The organism is Pseudactinotalea sp. Z1739 (assembly GCF_049725055.1).
In the GTDB taxonomy this organism is placed as follows: domain Bacteria; phylum Actinomycetota; class Actinomycetes; order Actinomycetales; family Beutenbergiaceae; genus CALKWS01.
Map to the genome: position 1 here is coordinate 213,734 of NZ_JBMPQA010000005.1, position 15,586 is coordinate 229,319.

Sequence of the window (15,586 nt, forward strand, 5' to 3'; positions counted from 1 at the left end):
ACGATCGAACGCCGCTCAGCCCACCGGCGAGATCGCCAACTTGCGGCCGGCCAGGCCACGGGAGCGCTGGCCCAGGGTGGAGGCCACGTCTCGCAGTACCTGCGCGGCCGGGGACTGGCTGTCGGTGCCCACCAGCGGCGCACCGTTGTCGCTGCCCTCGCGCAGGGCCACCTCGATCGGCACCTGCCCCAGCAGCGGCACATCGGTGCCCAGCACCTCGGTCAGCCGCTGCGCGACCTTGGCCCCACCGCCGGAACCGAACAGGTCCAGGCGGGTACCGTCGGGCTGATCCAGCCAGGACATGTTCTCGATCACGCCGGCGATGCGCTGGTTGGTGGCCTGGGCCATCGACCCGGCGCGCTCGGCCACCTCGGCCGCAGCCAACTGCGGGGTGGTGACCACGAGCAGTTCGGCACCGGGAAGCAACTGGGCCACGGAGATCGCGATGTCACCGGTTCCCGGCGGCAGGTCCAGCAGCAATACGTCCAGGTCTCCCCAGAACACGTCCGCGAGGAATTGCTGCAGCGCCCGGTGCAGCATCGGCCCGCGCCAGACCACCGCCTTGCCCGGCTGGGTGAACATCCCGATCGAGATCACTTTGATCTCCCCGGACAAGGGAGGAAGGATCATATCGTCGACCTTGGTGGGACCGGTCTCCACCCCGAGCATGCGGGGGATGGAGAAGCCGTACACGTCCGCGTCGATCACGCCGACCTTCAGACCCTGGGCGGACATCGCCGCGGCGAGGTTGGCCGTCACCGAGGACTTGCCCACCCCACCCTTACCGGAGGCCACGGCGTAGACCCGGGTCAGGGAGTCCGGTTGGGAGAACGGGATCACCGGTTCGGCCTTGCCGCCACGCAACTTGGTGCGCAGATCGGTGCGCTCCTCGTCGGTCATGACCGTCATCTCCACGGTGCAACTGGGCACCCCGTCCAGTTTCTCCACCGCCGCGCGCACGTCCTTGGTGATCGTCTCGCGCATCGGGCAGCCCGCGATGGTCAGGGCCACCAGCACCGTGACCGCACCGGTCCCGGCGTCCACCTCGATCGAGCGGACCATGTCCAACTCGGTGATCGGACGGCGGATCTCGGGGTCCAGCACGGACCCCAGTGCGGTGCGGACTTCCTGCTCAGTGGCCATACCCCGAGTGTACGTTCGGAATCGGCGCGAATCACATCCCGTGAGCCAGACCACCGCGGCACCCGGGCCGACCCCTCAGCCAGCTCAACGGGCGGTTCCCAGCAGCCTCCTCAACCGGCCACGAGCACCTTCAAACCGGCGTCCAGCAGGGCCCGCCGGTCCTCCTCCCTGATGGTGCGGTCGGTGACCAGCCCGGTGAAGTCCGACAGGGCGTCGACGGTGGCGAACGCCCGCACCCCCACCTTGGAGGAGTCGGCCACCAACCAGGCCTGATCGGCTCTCCGGGCCATCAGGCCGTTCACCTGGGCCTCGGTGTCGTCATGGACCATCGCGCCCAGGCCGGGCTGCAGACCGTTGATTCCCACGAACGCCAGGTCCAGGTTCACCTGGTTGAGCATCAGGTCGGTGTAGGGGCCGATGAGTTCGTAGGAACGCGGCTGCACCACCCCGCCGGTGATGACCACCCGCAGGTGGGGGCGGATCAGCAGTTGGGCAGCGATGTTCACCGCGTTGGTGACCACCGTCAACGCCGGTGCGGTGTCGGTGGCGCTCAGATCGGCGCGCTGGCCCAACTCCGAGGCGATCGCGGTGCAGGTGGAGCCACCGGTCAGGCCCACCCGCGCCCCGACCGGTATCAGGTCCATCACCGCCGCTGCGATCTGCGCCTTCGCGCCGGCGTGCTGTTCGCGCTTGTACCGCAGCGGCAGGTCGTAGGCCACGGTGTGCGCCGTGGCCCCGCCTCGGGTGCGGTTGACCAATTGGCGCTCGGCCAGGGCATCCAGGTCCCGGCGTGCGGTGGCGGGGGAGACCCCGAAGGCCTCCACGATCTCCTCCACCTGCACCCGCTCGGCCTGGCCGAGCAGGTCCAGGATCGCCCCGAGGCGTTCGTCGCGGTTCATACCCGGCCGGCGATGAGCGCGATGACGGCGGCGGCCTCGGTGGTCATCGCCACCCGGCCGGCACCGAGGTAGGCGCGGGAGTCCACCAGCGCCGGATCGGCATCCAGGCACCCGCGGACGGCACCGGTGAAGGCCCGCACCAGTTGGGTGGAGACGTTGATCTTGCGCATTCCTGCTCCGATCGCGGCGGTGATGTCCGCGTCGGGCACTCCGGAGGATCCGTGCAGCACCAGGGGCACCGGCACCGCCTCGGCCAGCGCCGCCACCAGGGCGGTGTCGATGCTGGCTGTCTTGCTGGTCATCGCGTGTGAACTGCCCACTGCCACCGCCAGCGCGTCCACGCCGGTCTCGGCCACGAACCGGCCTGCTTCGTCCGGGTCGGTGCGCACTCCGGGAGCGTGCGCGCCGTCCTTGCCTCCCACCTCACCGAGCTCGGCCTCCACGAGCGCCCCGGCGGCTCCGGCGGCCCGGACCACCTGTGCGGTGGTGGCCACGTTCTGGGCGTAGGGCAGCGCCGCGCCGTCATACATCACCGAGGAGAAGCCCAGGTCCAGCGCCTGGTGGACCAGGTCCACGTCCTCGGCATGGTCCAGATGCAGCGACAGCGGCGCACCGCAGGTCCGGGCCACCGCCCGGGCGGCCGCGGCGATGGAAGCCAACGCACCGTGGTACTTCACGCAGTTCTGGGAGATCTGCAGCACCGCACCGTGACCGGCCCGTTCGGCGGCCGCGGCGATCGCCTCGGCCGATTCCAGGTGGATCACGTTCAGCGCGGGCACGGCGGTGCCCTGCGCGACGGCGTGATCGAGTAGTTCTCTGGTCGAGACCAGGCTCATCTGCTCTCCTCAGAATTCGCAGGCCCGGCGACCCGGTCGATGATGATCTGCTCGGTCAGCGGCGCCGGGTCGGCGATGCTGCCGGCGGTAGGGGTCAGCACGGCGGCCGCGGACCAAGCGGTCGCGGTGCGCAGAGTCTGTGGAAGGGAGGCCCCCTCCAGCGCCGACCCGTGCCGGGCCAGCCCGACGGCGATGGCGGCGACCGCGGCGTCCCCGGCTCCGGTGGGGTTGCCCGACAGGGGCTGTGGCAACCGGGCATGCCAGATCGGGCCCGCTGCGGTGGCCGCGAGCATCCCCCCGGCGCCCAGGGATGCGAACACAGCCGCACCGCTGCGCTCGGCCAGCGACCGTGCCGCGACCGGTGGCTCTGCCGGGCCGGCGATCTCGCGCAGTTCGTCCTGGTTCGGTTTGAGCACGTCGGCGCCGGCCTCGACGGCAGCCAGCAGCGCCGGGCCGGAGGTGTCCACGATCACCGGTACTGCGGCAGCCCGGGCCAGGGCGATCACGCGCGGGATGAGGTCGGCCGGGGCCCCGGCGGGGACCGAGCCGGAGCACACCAGCACCCGCGCCCCCGTCAGGGCCGTGGCGGTGGCCTGCAGGAGTTCATCGAGTTCCGCAGCCGTGGGGCTGTGCCCGGCCTCGTTCAAGGGGGTGGTGTGTTCGGGAGTGACCAGGGTGATGGTGCGCCGGGTTGGTTCCTGCACCGGGAGAAGTTGGTGGTCGATTCCCGCCCGGTCCAGGTCGGCGCGGAACTCTGCGCCGGTGGTCCCGCCGACCGGGGCCATGGCCCGGGTGCGGTAGCCCTGCTCGGTCAGTACCCGGGCCACGTTCACCCCTTTACCGCCGGCCCGTTGCTGGCCTTGGGGTACCCGGTGGCTGGTCCCCAGGGTCAGCGTCGGCAGGGTGTAGGTCAGGTCGATCGCCGGGTTCAGCGTCAGGGTGAGGATCATCGGCGCACCTCGGTCGTCCCCTCGGGCGCCGAGGGACCGACGGCCTGGGGCCGGGGTACGGCCCCGGCGGCGCGGCGGGCCAGGACACCGGCGCCGACCAGGCCCGCGCTGGTGCCCAGGGTGCTCAGGCGCAGGCCGGGGCGGCGTTGCACGGTCAGGATCGCTTCCAGGCGGCGGCGGACCGGGCTCAGCAGTGCGTCACCGGCGCGGGAGAGCCCGCCGCCGATCACCACCACCTGCGGTGCCAGCACCGCCGCCACCTGGGCGACCGCCAGGGCCAGGGCGTCGGTGGCCTCGGACCAGACCGCCCGGGCGGTGGCATCGCCACTGCGGGCTGCGGCAAGGACCTCCCGGGCGCCGGGCACCGCGGTGCCCGAGCGAGCGGTGTAGCGGCGGGCGATCGCTCCGGCCGAGGCGATCGCCTCAAGGCAGCCTCGTCCGCCGCACACACACGCCTCGCCATCGGGCACGACCGGGGAGTGACCGATCTCGCCGGCGAACCCGCCACCACGGATGGCGTGCCCCCCGGAGAACAGCGCTGCGGCGATCCCGGTGCCCACCACGATCACGGCGGCGTCGCGCGCCCCGATCGCGGCTCCGTAGGTGACCTCGGCAAGACCTGCGGTGGCCACGTCGTGGCCCAGGGCGGCGGGCAGGCCGGTGCGCTCGGCCAGCATCGCCGCGAACGGAACCCGGTCCCAACCCATGTTGGAAGCGAGCACCGCCACCTGGGCCTCGTCGTCGACGATCCCGGGCACCACCAGGGCGGACCCGACCAGATCGGGATGGCGGGTGTGCATCCGTTGGACATGCCGGGCGCCCAGATCCAGCACGCCCGCGACGATGTCCGGACGATGCGGGGTAGGGACGGTCTCGGTGTCGGTGAGGGACCCGTCCGGACGCACCAGGCCGGTCTTGGTGTCGGTCCCACCCACATCGATCACGGCAACCGGGCCGATGGGAGCCTCCGCTGTGGTCATGGCGTGCTCGGTCAGTCGTCGAGAATGACCGAACGGGTCAGGCCCCGGGGCTGGTCCGCGTCCAGGTTCAACAGGCGGGCCCGCTCCAGGGCCACCCGTTGCGCCAACACCAGGTCGGCGAGGGGGTCGAGCGACTCATCGGCCAGGAACGTGGCACCGGTTCCCTCAACCTGCTCGCGCAGACCCTGCGGTGCTGCGCCGAAGTTCCAGGTCAGACGGTTCGGTCCGGCGATCGCCACCGGGCCGTGCCGGTAGTCCATCGCCGGGTAGGACTCGGTCCAGGCTTGGGAGGCCTCGCGGTTCTTCAGCGCAGCCTCGTGGGCCAGTCCGATCGTCCAGCCCGATCCCAGGAAGGTGATCTGCTCAGCGCTGAGGCCGGCGTCCGGCAGCGGTGCGTCCAGGGCTTTGCCGCAGTCGGTGATCGAGGATGACAGGTCCACGCCCAGGCTCGCCCGCAGCAGGCTCAGCGCGGTGGTGGCGAAGCGGGTCTGCACCACGGACTGCTCGTCGGCGAAGCCCAGGTCGATGACGTCATCGGTCATCGAGGGCAGCGGGGTGGACGGGTCGGCCACGATGCTCAGCGTGCGGGCGCGGCCGCGCACCGGCTCCAGCGCCTCGATCACCTCGGTGGTGGTGCCGGACCGGGACAGCCCGATCACCACGTCGTAGTCACGGTGCAACGGTGCCTCGGTGGCCTGCCAGGCATCGGTCAACCCGGCGCCGGAGGCTTCCCGGAGCGCGGCGTAGGACTGGGCCATGAACCAGGAGGTACCGCACCCGATGATGGCGACCTTCTCGCCGTGCTCCGGCAGCGGGGCGGCTGCGGCGAGTTCGCCGGCCCGACGCCACATCTGCGGTTGGCTGCGAAGCTCGGCTTCCATCTGCGCGCCGAGTGCCCCCGGGCGGTCGTGACTGGTCATCGGTGCTCCTCCTGAGTGGTCGACGGCACCAGTGTGACACAAGATGCAGGTTAGGTGCCTGCTGCAATCATTATGAGTCACTCCCAGGGGCTTGCCCGTGACCGCACGCAGCACAACCGGGGTTCGCGGCCACGGTAGTGCCACGGTCGGCCTGCAATTCCTCCAGCAGCGTGCGCAGTTCCCCGCGCAGGAAGTCGCGCGTGGCAACCTGACTCATCGCCATCCGGAGCGAGGCCACCTCCCGGGTGAGGTACTCGGTGTCGGCGAGGTTGCGCTCGGCGCGCTGGCGGTCGTGTTCGAAACTGACCCGGTCGCGGTCGGCCTGACGATCCTGGGCGAGCAGGATCAAGGGCGCGGAGTAGGAGGCCTGGATCGACAGCATCAGCGTGAGCAGCGTGAAGTTCAGGGCCCGTGGGTCGAACTGTGCGGCCTCGGGCATCAGGGTGTTCCACAACAGCCAGGCCGCGCAGAACACCGTCAGGTAGAGCAGGAACCGGGGGGTGCCGATGAACTTGGCGATCGCCTCGGCGATGCGCCCGAAGGCGTCCCGGTCGGCGCTCCGGCGCGGCAGCAGCCGCCGTCGGGTGGTACGAGGGGTGTCCAAGCGGTCAACTGTCATATCGGGTCGCCTCCATGGCGGCATCGATCACGGCTTCGTCCACGTCGCGCCAATCCTCCGGGAGGGTCTTGTCGAGGACGTCGTCGACGCTGACAGCGCCCAGCAGGTGACCTTCGTCGTCGGTCACCGGCAGCGCGGTCAGGTTGTAGGTGGCCATCAGGCGCATCACGGTGCCGTGCTTGTCATCGGCTCCCAGCGCCTCGATGTCGGTGTCCAGAATGGTGCCGATCGCCTGGTGCGGCGGTTCGCGCAGCAGCCGCTGCAGGTGCACCACGCCCAGCAGTTTGCCGGTCGGGGTCTCCAACGGCGGGCGCACCACGAAGATCATCGCCGCCAGCGCCGGGGTGACGTCCTGATTGCGGGCGTGCGCCAGGGCGGTGGCGGCACTGGCCTCGGGCGGCAGGATGATCGGTTCGGTCGTCATCAGGCCGCCGGCGGTGTGCTCGTCGTAGGCGAGCAGCCGGCGGATGTCCGCGGCCTCCTCCGGGTCCATCCGACCCAGGAGCAACCCGGCCAGCGCGCCGGGCAACTCGTTGTACAGGTCGGTGGCGTCATCGGGTTGCATGGACTCCAGCACCCGGGCGGCCCGGTCGGTGGGCAGGGCGGTCACGATCGAGACCCGGTCGTCGGTGCCCAGTTCCGCCAACACGTCGGCCAGCCGCTCATCGGGCAACTCGGCGGCTACCTGCAGGCGTCGGGTATCGGGTAGCCCCGAGAGCACATCGGCCAGGTCGGCGGCCTTCAGGTCATCCATGGTGGCCAGCAGTGCCGCCGCGCCCTGGGCGTTGCCGGTGCCGGCCAGACCGGTGACGTCGCCGACGTCCACCAGCAGCGTCTCCCCGCGCCTGAACATCCCGGTAGCGGTCCGGCGCACGAACAACTGGGTGGCCAGCCACTCCCGCTTGCGCTGTGCCAGGGCCACGTCCTGAACGGTGACGGTGCCGGAGCCGTCCCGCAACCGCAGCCGCCGGTCCAGCAGTTCGCCCATCACCAGCGTCTCGGCACTGCGTTGTTCGAACCGGCGCATGTTCACCAGCCCGGTGGTGATCACCGCGCCGGAGTCGATCGCGGTCACCCGGGTGAAGGGCAGGAACACCCGACGGCGGCCACGCACCTCGATCACCATGCCCACCGCCCGCGGTGGTCCCTTCAACCGGATGATGACGACGACGTCGTGTACCCGCCCGACCTTGTCGCCCATCGGGTCGAACACGGAGGTGCCGGCCAGGCGGGCGACGAAGATGCGGCTCGGGGCGCGGCTCACGCCGCAAGAGTAGTTGGTCACGGTGGCGAGGCTGGGGAACAATGGGGGGATGGCCGCCTTCTCGAACGCCCGCACCGCTCCCAACGCGCAACCGCGCGGTGAGCAGATCGCCAGTTATGACACCTACGCCGAGGCACAGCGGGCGGTGGACTTCCTGTCCGACAAGGAGTTCGCGGTCAAGGCCGTGACCATCGTGGGTACCGACCTGAAGATGGTCGAGCGCATCACCGGACGGTTGAACTACCCCCGCGCGGCACTGTCCGGGGCGGCCTCGGGTGCCTGGTTCGGGTTGTTCGTCGGGTTGGTGCTGGCGCTCATCGGGGGTGGGAACCTGCTGAACACGCTGTTGTTCGCGCTGCTCATCGGTGCCGGGTTCGGGATGATGTTCGGTGTGATCGCCTACGCCCTGACCGGCGGTAAGCGTGATTTCACCTCCTCCTCCCAGGTGGTGGCCTCCTCGTTCGCGTTGCTGTGCCTGCCCGAGAGTGCCGGTCAGGCCCGTCGGCTGCTGCGCGAGCTCAACGGCGGCAACGTGAGCCCGGGGCTCACCCCGCATGCCACCCCGGCGGCCCCCGAGGCGGACCGCACCGCCGCGTTCCGCCGGCCCAGTGCGCCTGCGGAGCAGCCGCCCGCCCCTCAGCAGCCCTCCAACCCAGAACAGGCGCCCACAGTTCAGCAGCCTGCCGCGGGTGGGCAGCCGACGCAGCCCGCGGGGGAGGGGCAGGGGGAGGGACCCCCGGGCCAGCGCTGAGGATGAGCCGGAGTCCAGGCGGGACTCAGGGGCGCGCCCGCCGGCTGCGCCGCAGCCCGATGAGCAACGCGAGCCCCCAGAGCACGAACAGCGGACCCCACAGGTAGGCGTGGCCCTGCTGGGCCTCGATGTTCACCACACCCTGCGGGACGACCCACCCGGCCAGGACCGCGCCGGAGACGATGACGTTCAGGAGGCCGTAGACCACCAGGGCGGCACCGCCGGCCCAGGCCAGGAACCGCCACAGACCAAGCCCGGGCAGCACGCCGCGCTGGGCCAGCAGCGGTACCCAGGCCGCGATCAGTTTGACCGCTGCCACCGCCCACAGTCCCAGCGTGACCTGCACGGACGGCTCCGCGGCGGCGTCCACGGCCCACTGGCCCACGCTGGCCAGCATCCACGTACCGCCGAGCGCCCAGTACACACTCCATCCGCCGTGCACGGTGCCCAGCACCGCCGCGATCCAGAACCAGCCCATGGGAGGCCACTATCGCGCCTGTGGCCGGCCGGGCGCCAGCAGATTCTCCCGGCCGTGCCGAGCACGCAGGCCCCGCGGACTTTGCCGCGCGCGCCGCACGCGGCCGGGACGCACGCAGCCGGACCGCACGCAGCCGCGGCGCCTTCAGCCGCGCAGTGCGGCCATCCAGGCCTCGACGTCGTCGGGCTCGCGAGGCAGCGCCGCGGAGAGGTTCTCCACGCCGTCGGCGGTGACCAGGATGTCATCCTCGATCCGCACCCCGATCCCGCGGTACTCCTCCGGGACGGTGAGGTCGTCGGTCTTGAAGTACAGGCCAGGTTCGATGGTGAAGATCATCCCGGGCCTGAGTTCGGCGTCCAGGTACATCTCCCGGCGGGCCTGGGCGCAGTCGTGCACATCCAGGCCCAGGTGGTGGGAGGTGCCATGCGGCATCCACCGGCGGTGCTGCTGGCCCTCGGGGCTCAGGCTGGTGGCGGCGTCCACCGGCAGCAGGCCCCACTCCTGCAGGCGGGTGGCGAGCACCTCCATGGCGGCGGCGTGCACATCGCGGAACCTCAGCCCCGGGCGAGCGCTGGCGAAGGCGTGGTCGGCGGCATCCAGCACCGCGGTGTACACCTTGCGCTGGATGTCGGTGAAGGTCCCGTCCACCGGCAGGGTGCGGGTGATGTCGGCGGTGTACAGGGAGTCGACCTCGACCCCGGCGTCCACCAGCACCAGCTCCCCGGCGCGCACCTGTCCGTCGTTGCGGATCCAATGCAGGGTGGTGGCATGGTTCCCGGCGGCGGAGATGGTGTCATAGCCGATCCCGTTGCCGTGCTCACGGGCGCGGGCGAAGAAGGCGCCCTCGATCACCCGCTCACCGCGGGGATGCCCGACGGCGCGGGGCAGGGACCGTGCCACCTCGCCGAAGGCGTCGATCGAGGCGTCCACGGCCTGGCGCATCTGCTCGATCTCCCAGTCGTCCTTGGTCAGACGCAACTCGCTGAGCACCTCGGCCAGGGCCTCATCGGCCTGCTGGGCCTCCTCGGTGCTCATCTGGGTGCGCAGTTCCTGCACCCGCGCTTGCACCGCGGCGTCCGCACCGGGCACCACCCGGATGGTGATCTGGCCGGCGTCCTTACCGATCGCATCGTCCAGGGAGTCCACGTGCGCACACGCCAGACCGGTGCGAGCCTCGATGTCGGCCAGACCGGGGCGGCGCCCGATCCAGAACTCCCCGTAGCGGGCGTCGGCGTAGAACTCCTCCGAGTCCCGCCCGCCCTGGGGGCGGAAGTACAGCGTGGCCTCGTGGGCGCCCTCGTCCTGCGGTTCGAGCACCAGCACCGCCCCCGGCTCCTCGTCGGTGCCCAGGCCGGTCAGGTGCGCGAAGGCGCTGTGCGGGCGGAACCGGTAGTCGGTGTCATTGGAGCGCACCTTGAGGTCCCCGGCCGGGATCACCAGCCGTTCGCCGGGGAAGGCCGCGCTCAGGGCGGCCCGACGGGCCGGGGTGTAGTCGGCCACCTGCTCGCGGGCCGGGGGCTGTTCCTCGCGCGGGGCCCAGCCGGAGGCGATGAAGTCCCGGAAGGCGGCGGAGGTGGGCCGCTGCGAACGGTTCGAGCCGCGGCTGGACACGTCCTGCTTGCCGGTCTGCTCGGTTTCCGGGGCGTTCTGATCGGTGGTGGAAGAGGTGCTCGTCATGCCTGCCATCGTCTCACGCACGGTGCGGGGGTGGGCGGCAGCATCCGCACCACCGGTAACCTTCCCCTTCCCCGGTGGTGCAACCGGGGCGCGAACCGGATGAGCCGAGTGAGGCGGTGGTGCCGATGGGCACCGTGACACCCGATGGCCGATCCGGTGCGGTCCCACACTCATCCGTTCGCACCGCGGCAGCCTTGCAACGGAGTCTCGCTGCTGCCGGGGTTCGCACCGTCGTCGGGGGTTCTGCCCTGCTGGCCTCCCTCGGGTTGACCGATCGGGTGCGTGACTGGGACCTGATCACCGACATGGCGCCGGAGCCGGCGCAACGGGCGCTGGCGGACCTGGGTCACCGGTACCGCAGGCTCGGCCCGAGCGATGTCTTCAGCAGCGCGGCCGCCTACTGCTTCGAGGTCAACGGTGTGAGCATCGACTTGATCGTGCGGTTCGCGATCAACACCGCCACCGGCCCGGTCCGGATCCCGGCCACGCCCGGGGCCACCTGGCGGGGCCTGACGATGGCCCGGCCGCACGACTGGGCCCTGGCCTATGCGCTGATGGGCAGACCGGAGCAGGCGGCCGCGCTCACCCGTCTCATCGAGAACAGGTGAACGGTCAGGTCCCGCCCGGCCCCCACCTGGCCGGGTGCACTCGCCATGGGCTGAGCTCAGGGTGCCTGCGCGGCTAGCCTGGCCGGGTGCGCATCGACCTTCATACCCACAGCCATCACTCCGATGGCACCGACTCCCCGGCCGTGCTCATGGTTAAAGCCGCAGCCGGAGGACTGGACGTGGTCGCCCTGACCGATCACGACACCACCGCCGGATGGGATGAAGCGGCCGACCAGGTCGCTCGAACCGGGGTTGCGCTGGTACCGGGGGCGGAACTGTCGTGCATGGTCGCCGGTGTCAGCGTGCACCTGCTCAGCCTGTTGCACGCCGACGACGACGCCGCTCTCTCCGGTGAGATGGAGCATGCCCGCACCTCCCGGGACGCCCGCGCCCGGGAGATGGTGCGGCGCATCGCCGAGGACTACCCGCTGACCTGGGCCGATGTGCAGGACCAAGCCGGTCCGGACGCCACGATCGGTCGACCGCACATCGCTGATGCCCTGGTCGCCCGCGGCCACGTGCCGGACCGGTCGGCCGCGTTCGAGAACATCGTAGCCACCGGCGGGCCCTACTACGTGGGCCATTACGCCCAAGAGGCACGGGCCGCCATCGGCCGGGTCCGCGCCGCCGGCGGGGTGCCGATCCTGGCCCACCCCCGCGCCGCCGCCCGGGGCCGCACGATCGGCGATGCCGTGATCGCCGACCTGGCCGATGCCGGAATGGCCGCCCTGGAGGTGGACCACCGCGACCACACCGAGGCCGACCGGGCTCATCTGCGCGGCCTGGCCCGGGAACTGGACCTGCTGGTCACCGGCGCCAGCGACTACCACGGCACCGGCAAGCACAACCGGCTCGGGGAGCACACCACGAGCCCGGAGGTGCTGGAGGCGATCGAGGCCGAGGCGCGCGGCCGCATCATCCGGCCCTCGGACACCTGACTCACCCGCTCGCCCCGGTCCCGGGCTTTCCCAGGAGTCCGCCTCATCACTGGAATACCAGTCCCCACGGTCGAGGTACCCGTTCCGCTCCGGGAACTGCCCGGCCTTGTGGCGGCGTGTGGCTGGACGATGATGCGTCGGGCCCGAGTCGGTGACTCCCCGATGTCACGACGACGGGTGCAGTGTCGCCGGCTACGGCGCGCAGATCGCCGAACCTCTGGAGGACGCGCGTGCGGTCACGGCGAACGAACTCGACCAGGTCATGGAGTCCGAGGGTCTCCAGGCCGACGAAATCCGTGAGGAGGAGTTCATCATCTCCGGTGGGGTGAGCGAGGAGTACGACACTCTTCTGCCGTTCATGGTCGCCGACGGGCACAACGATGACGGTGGCGAGGTGAGGATTGCCTCGCGCGCTGGTTCCCGGGTCCACTACAGCGGTGACGTGACCACAGATCTCCTCCACCTGCGATTGGCCTGCCCCGGGTCGATCCAGGAACGCGTATGGGATGAGGGGCTCGCCGGACTACGTCCAGGCATGTCGACTGACGGAGTCACCCCCGATGACCCGTGGGGGTCCTGACGCGGTCGTCGAGGCCTGCCGCGTCAGGACTGTGCCGACCCCGAACCGGCGGAGCCGGAGGAGTTGTCCCGACGACGACGGCGCCGCCGGCGACGCTGTCCCTCGCCGGTGCCGGGCTGCTCCGAGCGCGTTCCCGCGCCGTTGCTCCGCCCGCCGGACCCTTGGCCGGATGAGCCGCTGCGGCCACCGCCCTCACGCCGTCGTCCGCCCTGACGGGAGCCGTCCCCCCGGCCCCCCTGACGGTCGCGGCCGCCGCCGTCACGCCGTCGTCCGCCACCACCGCCACCACCGGAGGTGGTCCGGGTGCCGGTCTCGCCGATGTCCTCGAGCTGCTCGGCGTCCAGTCCGGCGCGGGTCCGCTCACCTCGAGGGAGTCGGCCCCGGGTGCCTTCGGGGATGTCCAGGTCGGAGTACAGGTGCGGAGAGGAGGAGTACGTCTCGATGGGCTCGCCGCGGTTCAGTTCCAGTCCCTTGTCGATCAGGGACCAGCGCGGCAGGTCGTCCCAGTCGACGAAGGTCACCGCGATGCCGGTGTTGCCGGCCCGCCCGGTGCGGCCGATCCGGTGCAGGTAGATCCGTTCGTCCTCGGGGCACTGGTAGTTGACCACGTGCGTGATGTCGTCCACGTCGATGCCGCGGGCGGCCACGTCGGTGGCGACCAGCACGTCGATCTTGCCGTTCCGGAAGGCCCGGAGCGCCTGCTCCCGGGCTCCCTGGCCCAGGTCGCCGTGGATCGCGCCGGAGGCGAACCCGCGCTCGGCCAGGTCGTCGGCCACTCGGGCGGCGGTGCGTTTGGTGCGGGCGAAGACCAGTGTCAGCCCGCGGCCCCTGGCCTGCAGGATCCGGGCCAGGACCTCCACCTTGTCCATCGCGTGGGCGCGGTAGATGAACTGGCTGATCGCCTTCAGGGTGACGCCGTCGTCGTCGGGGTCCTGGGCGCGGATGTGCGTGGGCCGGTTCATGTACCGGCGGGCCATGGTGACCACGGGCCCGGGCATGGTGGCCGAGAACAGCATCGTGTGGCGGCTGGCCGCCGTGCGCGACAACAGCGTCTCCACATCGGGCAGGAAGCCCAGGTCGAGCATCTCGTCGGCCTCGTCCAGCACCAGCGTGCGCACCCGGGACAGGTCCAGGTGACCCTGCTTGAGCAGGTCGATCATCCGGCCCGGGGTGCCCACGATCACCTCGGTGCCCCTGGTCAGGGCCTCGATCTGGGGCTCGTACGCCCGGCCGCCGTAGACCTGGGTGATGCGCACGGTGCGGCGCCGGGAGGCGGTCACCAGGTCGCCGGCGACCTGCACCGCCAGTTCACGGGTCGGGGCGATCACCACGGCCTGGGGCTTGCCCGGGTCCGCCAGCGCGTCCCAACCCTCCTCGTCGGGGCCCACCACGGCCTCCAGCAGCGGGATACCGAAACCGAGGGTCTTGCCGGTACCGGTCTTGGCCTGGCCGATGATGTCGTGCCCGGCCAGGGCCACCGGCAGGGTGAGGGACTGGATCGGGAAGGGGTGGGTGATGCCCACGTCGGCCAGGGCGCCCACGATCGGTTCGGAGACGCCGAAGTCGGCGAAGGACTTGGCCGCCTCGGCGGGGGTTTCGGGTGCCGCGGGGGCCTCGATGGTCTCATCGACCACCTCGGCCAGGGCGGCGTCATCGACAGCGGGGCTCTGAGCGCCCGCCTCGGTGAGGGTTTCGTTCTGCATCAGGGTTCACCTGTTCGCGTCATGGCGACGTCATGAGCCGTTCACGCGCGCGGCGGTCGTCACCGTAAGGGGCAGCCGATCGCGAAATGAACGTGCCGGCAACGGGGCCGGCGTGCAGGTGCGTGTACCGAACTGTCGTTACGACCGGGCAACCTGGTACATCCACACTGTATCGCGAAGGTGCGGACACCGTCTGCAACGTGACCAATCCCACCGCCGGCAGGCCGGTGGCGTCGCGGGGGTTCGTCCCCGTTCAGCCCGGGAGTTCGTGCGCGGCCAGCCGGTCCAGACCCTCATCGATGCTGACCCCGGGCCGCCAGTTGAGCACCTGCTGGGTGTGGCGTTGGTCGAACCAGTGCGCGGTGGAGAGTTGTTCGGCCAGGAAACGGGTCATCGGCGGCTCATCGGGTCCGGGACGCACCGCCCAGAGGGCCTCGACCACACCCCCGGCCATCCGGGCCAGGGCGGCGGGTACCCGCCACGTCGGCACCGGCGCCCCGGCCGCACGGCAGATACCGGCGAGCAGGTCACCCACCGGTCGTGGTTCGGCGTTGGTCACCACCAACGCCTGCCCGTGGGCGTGTTCGGCGCGCTCCAGCGCCGCCACCAGTGCGTCTGCGGCGTTGTCGACGTACAGGGAGTCGATCAGCGCCGCACCATGGTCCAGCAGGGGTAGCCGCCGGGCCCGGGCCCGCGCCACGATCCGGGCGACCAGTTGGGTGTCACCGGGCCCCCACACCAGATGCGGCCGCAGCGCCACCACGGCGAAGCCCGGCTGGTCCGCCGCGAGCGCCAGCTGTTCGGCGGCCGCCTTCGTGCGCGCGTAGTGACCCCGGGCGCGCTCCGGCTCGGCGGCTCCGGCTGCCACCCCGATGAGCGGATCCCCGGTGTGGGCCACGGACGGCGTGGACACCTGCACGAAGCGGTGCACGCCGGCCTGTCGGGCGGCATGCAGGAGTGCGCGAGTGCCCTCGATGTTCACCTGTTCGTACTCGGCGCGTGGTCCGCTGACCGAGACCTTCGCGGCGAGGTGCACGACGGCGTCGCATCCCTGGACGGCACGGGTGAGCGCGGTATGCGCACCGGAGCCGGTGAGCGAACCCCGGATGTCCGTGGCACCGGCGACCCCGGCCGGTCGCCGCTGGAAGGTGCGCACCTGGTGGCCGGCCGCCACCAGGTGCTCGGCGGTGCGACGACCGAGCATGCCGCTGGCACCGGTGACCAGCACCCGCATACGGGC

The 15,586-nt window shown here is 71.3% G+C and carries 16 protein-coding genes; 4 read left to right on the plus strand and 12 right to left on the minus strand.

The features are described 5' to 3' along the window. Positions 1 to 15: 15 nt before the first annotated feature. The 8 genes from ACO0LV_RS08735 to ACO0LV_RS08770 all read right to left on the minus strand — a co-directional run bounded on the left by ACO0LV_RS08735 (position 16) and on the right by ACO0LV_RS08770 (position 7,611). The gene (locus ACO0LV_RS08735) at positions 16 to 1,143 is read right to left on the minus strand and encodes an Mrp/NBP35 family ATP-binding protein (RefSeq protein ID WP_424787502.1); all 1,128 of its coding nucleotides are present in this window, start codon (positions 1,141 to 1,143) and stop codon (positions 16 to 18) included. A gap of 110 nt (positions 1,144 to 1,253) precedes the next feature. Next, positions 1,254 to 2,042, minus strand: a complete 789-nt coding sequence (locus tag ACO0LV_RS08740) for a DeoR/GlpR family DNA-binding transcription regulator (protein WP_424787503.1) — start codon at positions 2,040 to 2,042, stop codon at positions 1,254 to 1,256. Beyond that, positions 2,039 to 2,878 carry a class II fructose-bisphosphate aldolase gene (locus tag ACO0LV_RS08745; protein ID WP_424787504.1) on the minus strand — a complete coding sequence of 280 codons (840 nt, stop codon included), beginning with the start codon at positions 2,876 to 2,878 and terminating at the stop codon, positions 2,039 to 2,041. Before ACO0LV_RS08745 ends, ACO0LV_RS08740 begins: the two co-directional genes overlap by 4 nt. Then, positions 2,875 to 3,828 carry a 1-phosphofructokinase family hexose kinase gene (locus ACO0LV_RS08750; RefSeq protein WP_424787505.1) on the minus strand — a complete coding sequence of 318 codons (954 nt, stop codon included), beginning with the start codon at positions 3,826 to 3,828 and terminating at the stop codon, positions 2,875 to 2,877. Before ACO0LV_RS08750 ends, ACO0LV_RS08745 begins: the two co-directional genes overlap by 4 nt. After that, entirely contained in the window at positions 3,825 to 4,808 is a 984-nt protein-coding gene (locus ACO0LV_RS08755; RefSeq protein ID WP_424787506.1) for an ROK family protein, read from the minus strand. Before ACO0LV_RS08755 ends, ACO0LV_RS08750 begins: the two co-directional genes overlap by 4 nt. Positions 4,809 to 4,819: 11 nt before the next feature. Further along, on the minus strand, positions 4,820 to 5,728 hold the full coding sequence (locus ACO0LV_RS08760) for an SIS domain-containing protein (protein WP_424787507.1): 909 nt from the start codon (positions 5,726 to 5,728) through the stop codon (positions 4,820 to 4,822). Positions 5,729 to 5,798: 70 nt separating this feature from the next. Next, positions 5,799 to 6,347 carry a DUF1003 domain-containing protein gene (locus ACO0LV_RS08765; RefSeq protein ID WP_424787508.1) on the minus strand — a complete coding sequence of 183 codons (549 nt, stop codon included), beginning with the start codon at positions 6,345 to 6,347 and terminating at the stop codon, positions 5,799 to 5,801. Beyond that, positions 6,337 to 7,611, minus strand: a complete 1,275-nt coding sequence (locus ACO0LV_RS08770; protein ID WP_424787509.1) for a magnesium transporter MgtE N-terminal domain-containing protein — start codon at positions 7,609 to 7,611, stop codon at positions 6,337 to 6,339. The genes ACO0LV_RS08765 and ACO0LV_RS08770 overlap by 11 nt, the downstream gene beginning before the upstream one ends. Positions 7,612 to 7,660: 49 nt before the next feature. Between ACO0LV_RS08770 and ACO0LV_RS08775 the strand changes: the two genes are divergently transcribed. Continuing rightward, positions 7,661 to 8,362, plus strand: coding sequence for a general stress protein (locus ACO0LV_RS08775; RefSeq protein WP_424787510.1), 702 nt, complete (start codon positions 7,661 to 7,663; stop codon positions 8,360 to 8,362). 25 nt (positions 8,363 to 8,387) lie between these two features. Here ACO0LV_RS08775 and ACO0LV_RS08780 read toward each other — a convergent pair whose 3' ends face one another. Both ACO0LV_RS08780 and ACO0LV_RS08785 read right to left on the minus strand, forming a co-directional pair. Further along, positions 8,388 to 8,840: a DUF3995 domain-containing protein gene (locus tag ACO0LV_RS08780; protein WP_424787511.1), complete on the minus strand. Its 453-nt coding sequence runs from the start codon at positions 8,838 to 8,840 to the stop codon at positions 8,388 to 8,390. 144 nt (positions 8,841 to 8,984) lie between these two features. Continuing rightward, entirely contained in the window at positions 8,985 to 10,517 is a 1,533-nt protein-coding gene (locus ACO0LV_RS08785) for an aminopeptidase P family protein (RefSeq protein WP_424787512.1), read from the minus strand. Between the two features lie 194 nt (positions 10,518 to 10,711). Here ACO0LV_RS08785 and ACO0LV_RS08790 point away from each other — a divergent pair, with 194 nt between their 5' ends. From ACO0LV_RS08790 to ACO0LV_RS08800, 3 genes are all read left to right on the plus strand, one after another. Next, positions 10,712 to 11,125 carry a hypothetical protein gene (locus tag ACO0LV_RS08790; protein WP_424787513.1) on the plus strand — a complete coding sequence of 138 codons (414 nt, stop codon included), beginning with the start codon at positions 10,712 to 10,714 and terminating at the stop codon, positions 11,123 to 11,125. An 86-nt stretch (positions 11,126 to 11,211) separates the two neighbouring features. Further along, complete coding sequence (locus ACO0LV_RS08795; protein ID WP_424787514.1) at positions 11,212 to 12,063, plus strand: PHP domain-containing protein; 852 nt, start codon at positions 11,212 to 11,214, stop codon at positions 12,061 to 12,063. A 151-nt stretch (positions 12,064 to 12,214) separates the two neighbouring features. Beyond that, positions 12,215 to 12,643: a hypothetical protein gene (locus tag ACO0LV_RS08800; protein WP_424787515.1), complete on the plus strand. Its 429-nt coding sequence runs from the start codon at positions 12,215 to 12,217 to the stop codon at positions 12,641 to 12,643. Positions 12,644 to 12,666: 23 nt separating this feature from the next. On the opposite strand, the gene ACO0LV_RS08805 is transcribed toward ACO0LV_RS08800, so the two are convergent. Next, positions 12,667 to 14,346, minus strand: a complete 1,680-nt coding sequence (locus ACO0LV_RS08805; protein WP_424787516.1) for a DEAD/DEAH box helicase — start codon at positions 14,344 to 14,346, stop codon at positions 12,667 to 12,669. Positions 14,347 to 14,599: 253 nt separating this feature from the next. Continuing rightward, on the minus strand, positions 14,600 to 15,580 hold the full coding sequence (locus ACO0LV_RS08810; RefSeq protein ID WP_424787597.1) for an NAD-dependent epimerase/dehydratase family protein: 981 nt from the start codon (positions 15,578 to 15,580) through the stop codon (positions 14,600 to 14,602). Positions 15,581 to 15,586 lie beyond the last annotated feature (6 nt).

What these genes read in the sequence shown, in the direction of transcription:
- ACO0LV_RS08805 (WP_424787516.1), bottom strand. Translation starts at nt 14,346, where the DNA reads ATGCAGAACGAAACCCTCACCGAGGCGGGCGCTCAGAGCCCCGCTGTC.
- ACO0LV_RS08750 (WP_424787505.1), bottom strand. Translation starts at nt 3,828, where the DNA reads ATGATCCTCACCCTGACGCTGAACCCGGCGATCGACCTGACCTACACC.
- ACO0LV_RS08735 (WP_424787502.1), bottom strand. Translation starts at nt 1,143, where the DNA reads ATGGCCACTGAGCAGGAAGTCCGCACCGCACTGGGGTCCGTGCTGGAC.
- ACO0LV_RS08745 (WP_424787504.1), bottom strand. Translation starts at nt 2,878, where the DNA reads ATGAGCCTGGTCTCGACCAGAGAACTACTCGATCACGCCGTCGCGCAG.
- ACO0LV_RS08780 (WP_424787511.1), bottom strand. Translation starts at nt 8,840, where the DNA reads ATGGGCTGGTTCTGGATCGCGGCGGTGCTGGGCACCGTGCACGGCGGA.
- ACO0LV_RS08760 (WP_424787507.1), bottom strand. Translation starts at nt 5,728, where the DNA reads ATGACCAGTCACGACCGCCCGGGGGCACTCGGCGCGCAGATGGAAGCC.
- ACO0LV_RS08765 (WP_424787508.1), bottom strand. Translation starts at nt 6,347, where the DNA reads ATGACAGTTGACCGCTTGGACACCCCTCGTACCACCCGACGGCGGCTG.
- ACO0LV_RS08755 (WP_424787506.1), bottom strand. Translation starts at nt 4,808, where the DNA reads ATGACCACAGCGGAGGCTCCCATCGGCCCGGTTGCCGTGATCGATGTG.
- ACO0LV_RS08775 (WP_424787510.1), top strand. Translation starts at nt 7,661, where the DNA reads ATGGCCGCCTTCTCGAACGCCCGCACCGCTCCCAACGCGCAACCGCGC.
- ACO0LV_RS08785 (WP_424787512.1), bottom strand. Translation starts at nt 10,517, where the DNA reads ATGACGAGCACCTCTTCCACCACCGATCAGAACGCCCCGGAAACCGAG.
- ACO0LV_RS08740 (WP_424787503.1), bottom strand. Translation starts at nt 2,042, where the DNA reads ATGAACCGCGACGAACGCCTCGGGGCGATCCTGGACCTGCTCGGCCAG.
- ACO0LV_RS08810 (WP_424787597.1), bottom strand. Translation starts at nt 15,580, where the DNA reads ATGCGGGTGCTGGTCACCGGTGCCAGCGGCATGCTCGGTCGTCGCACC.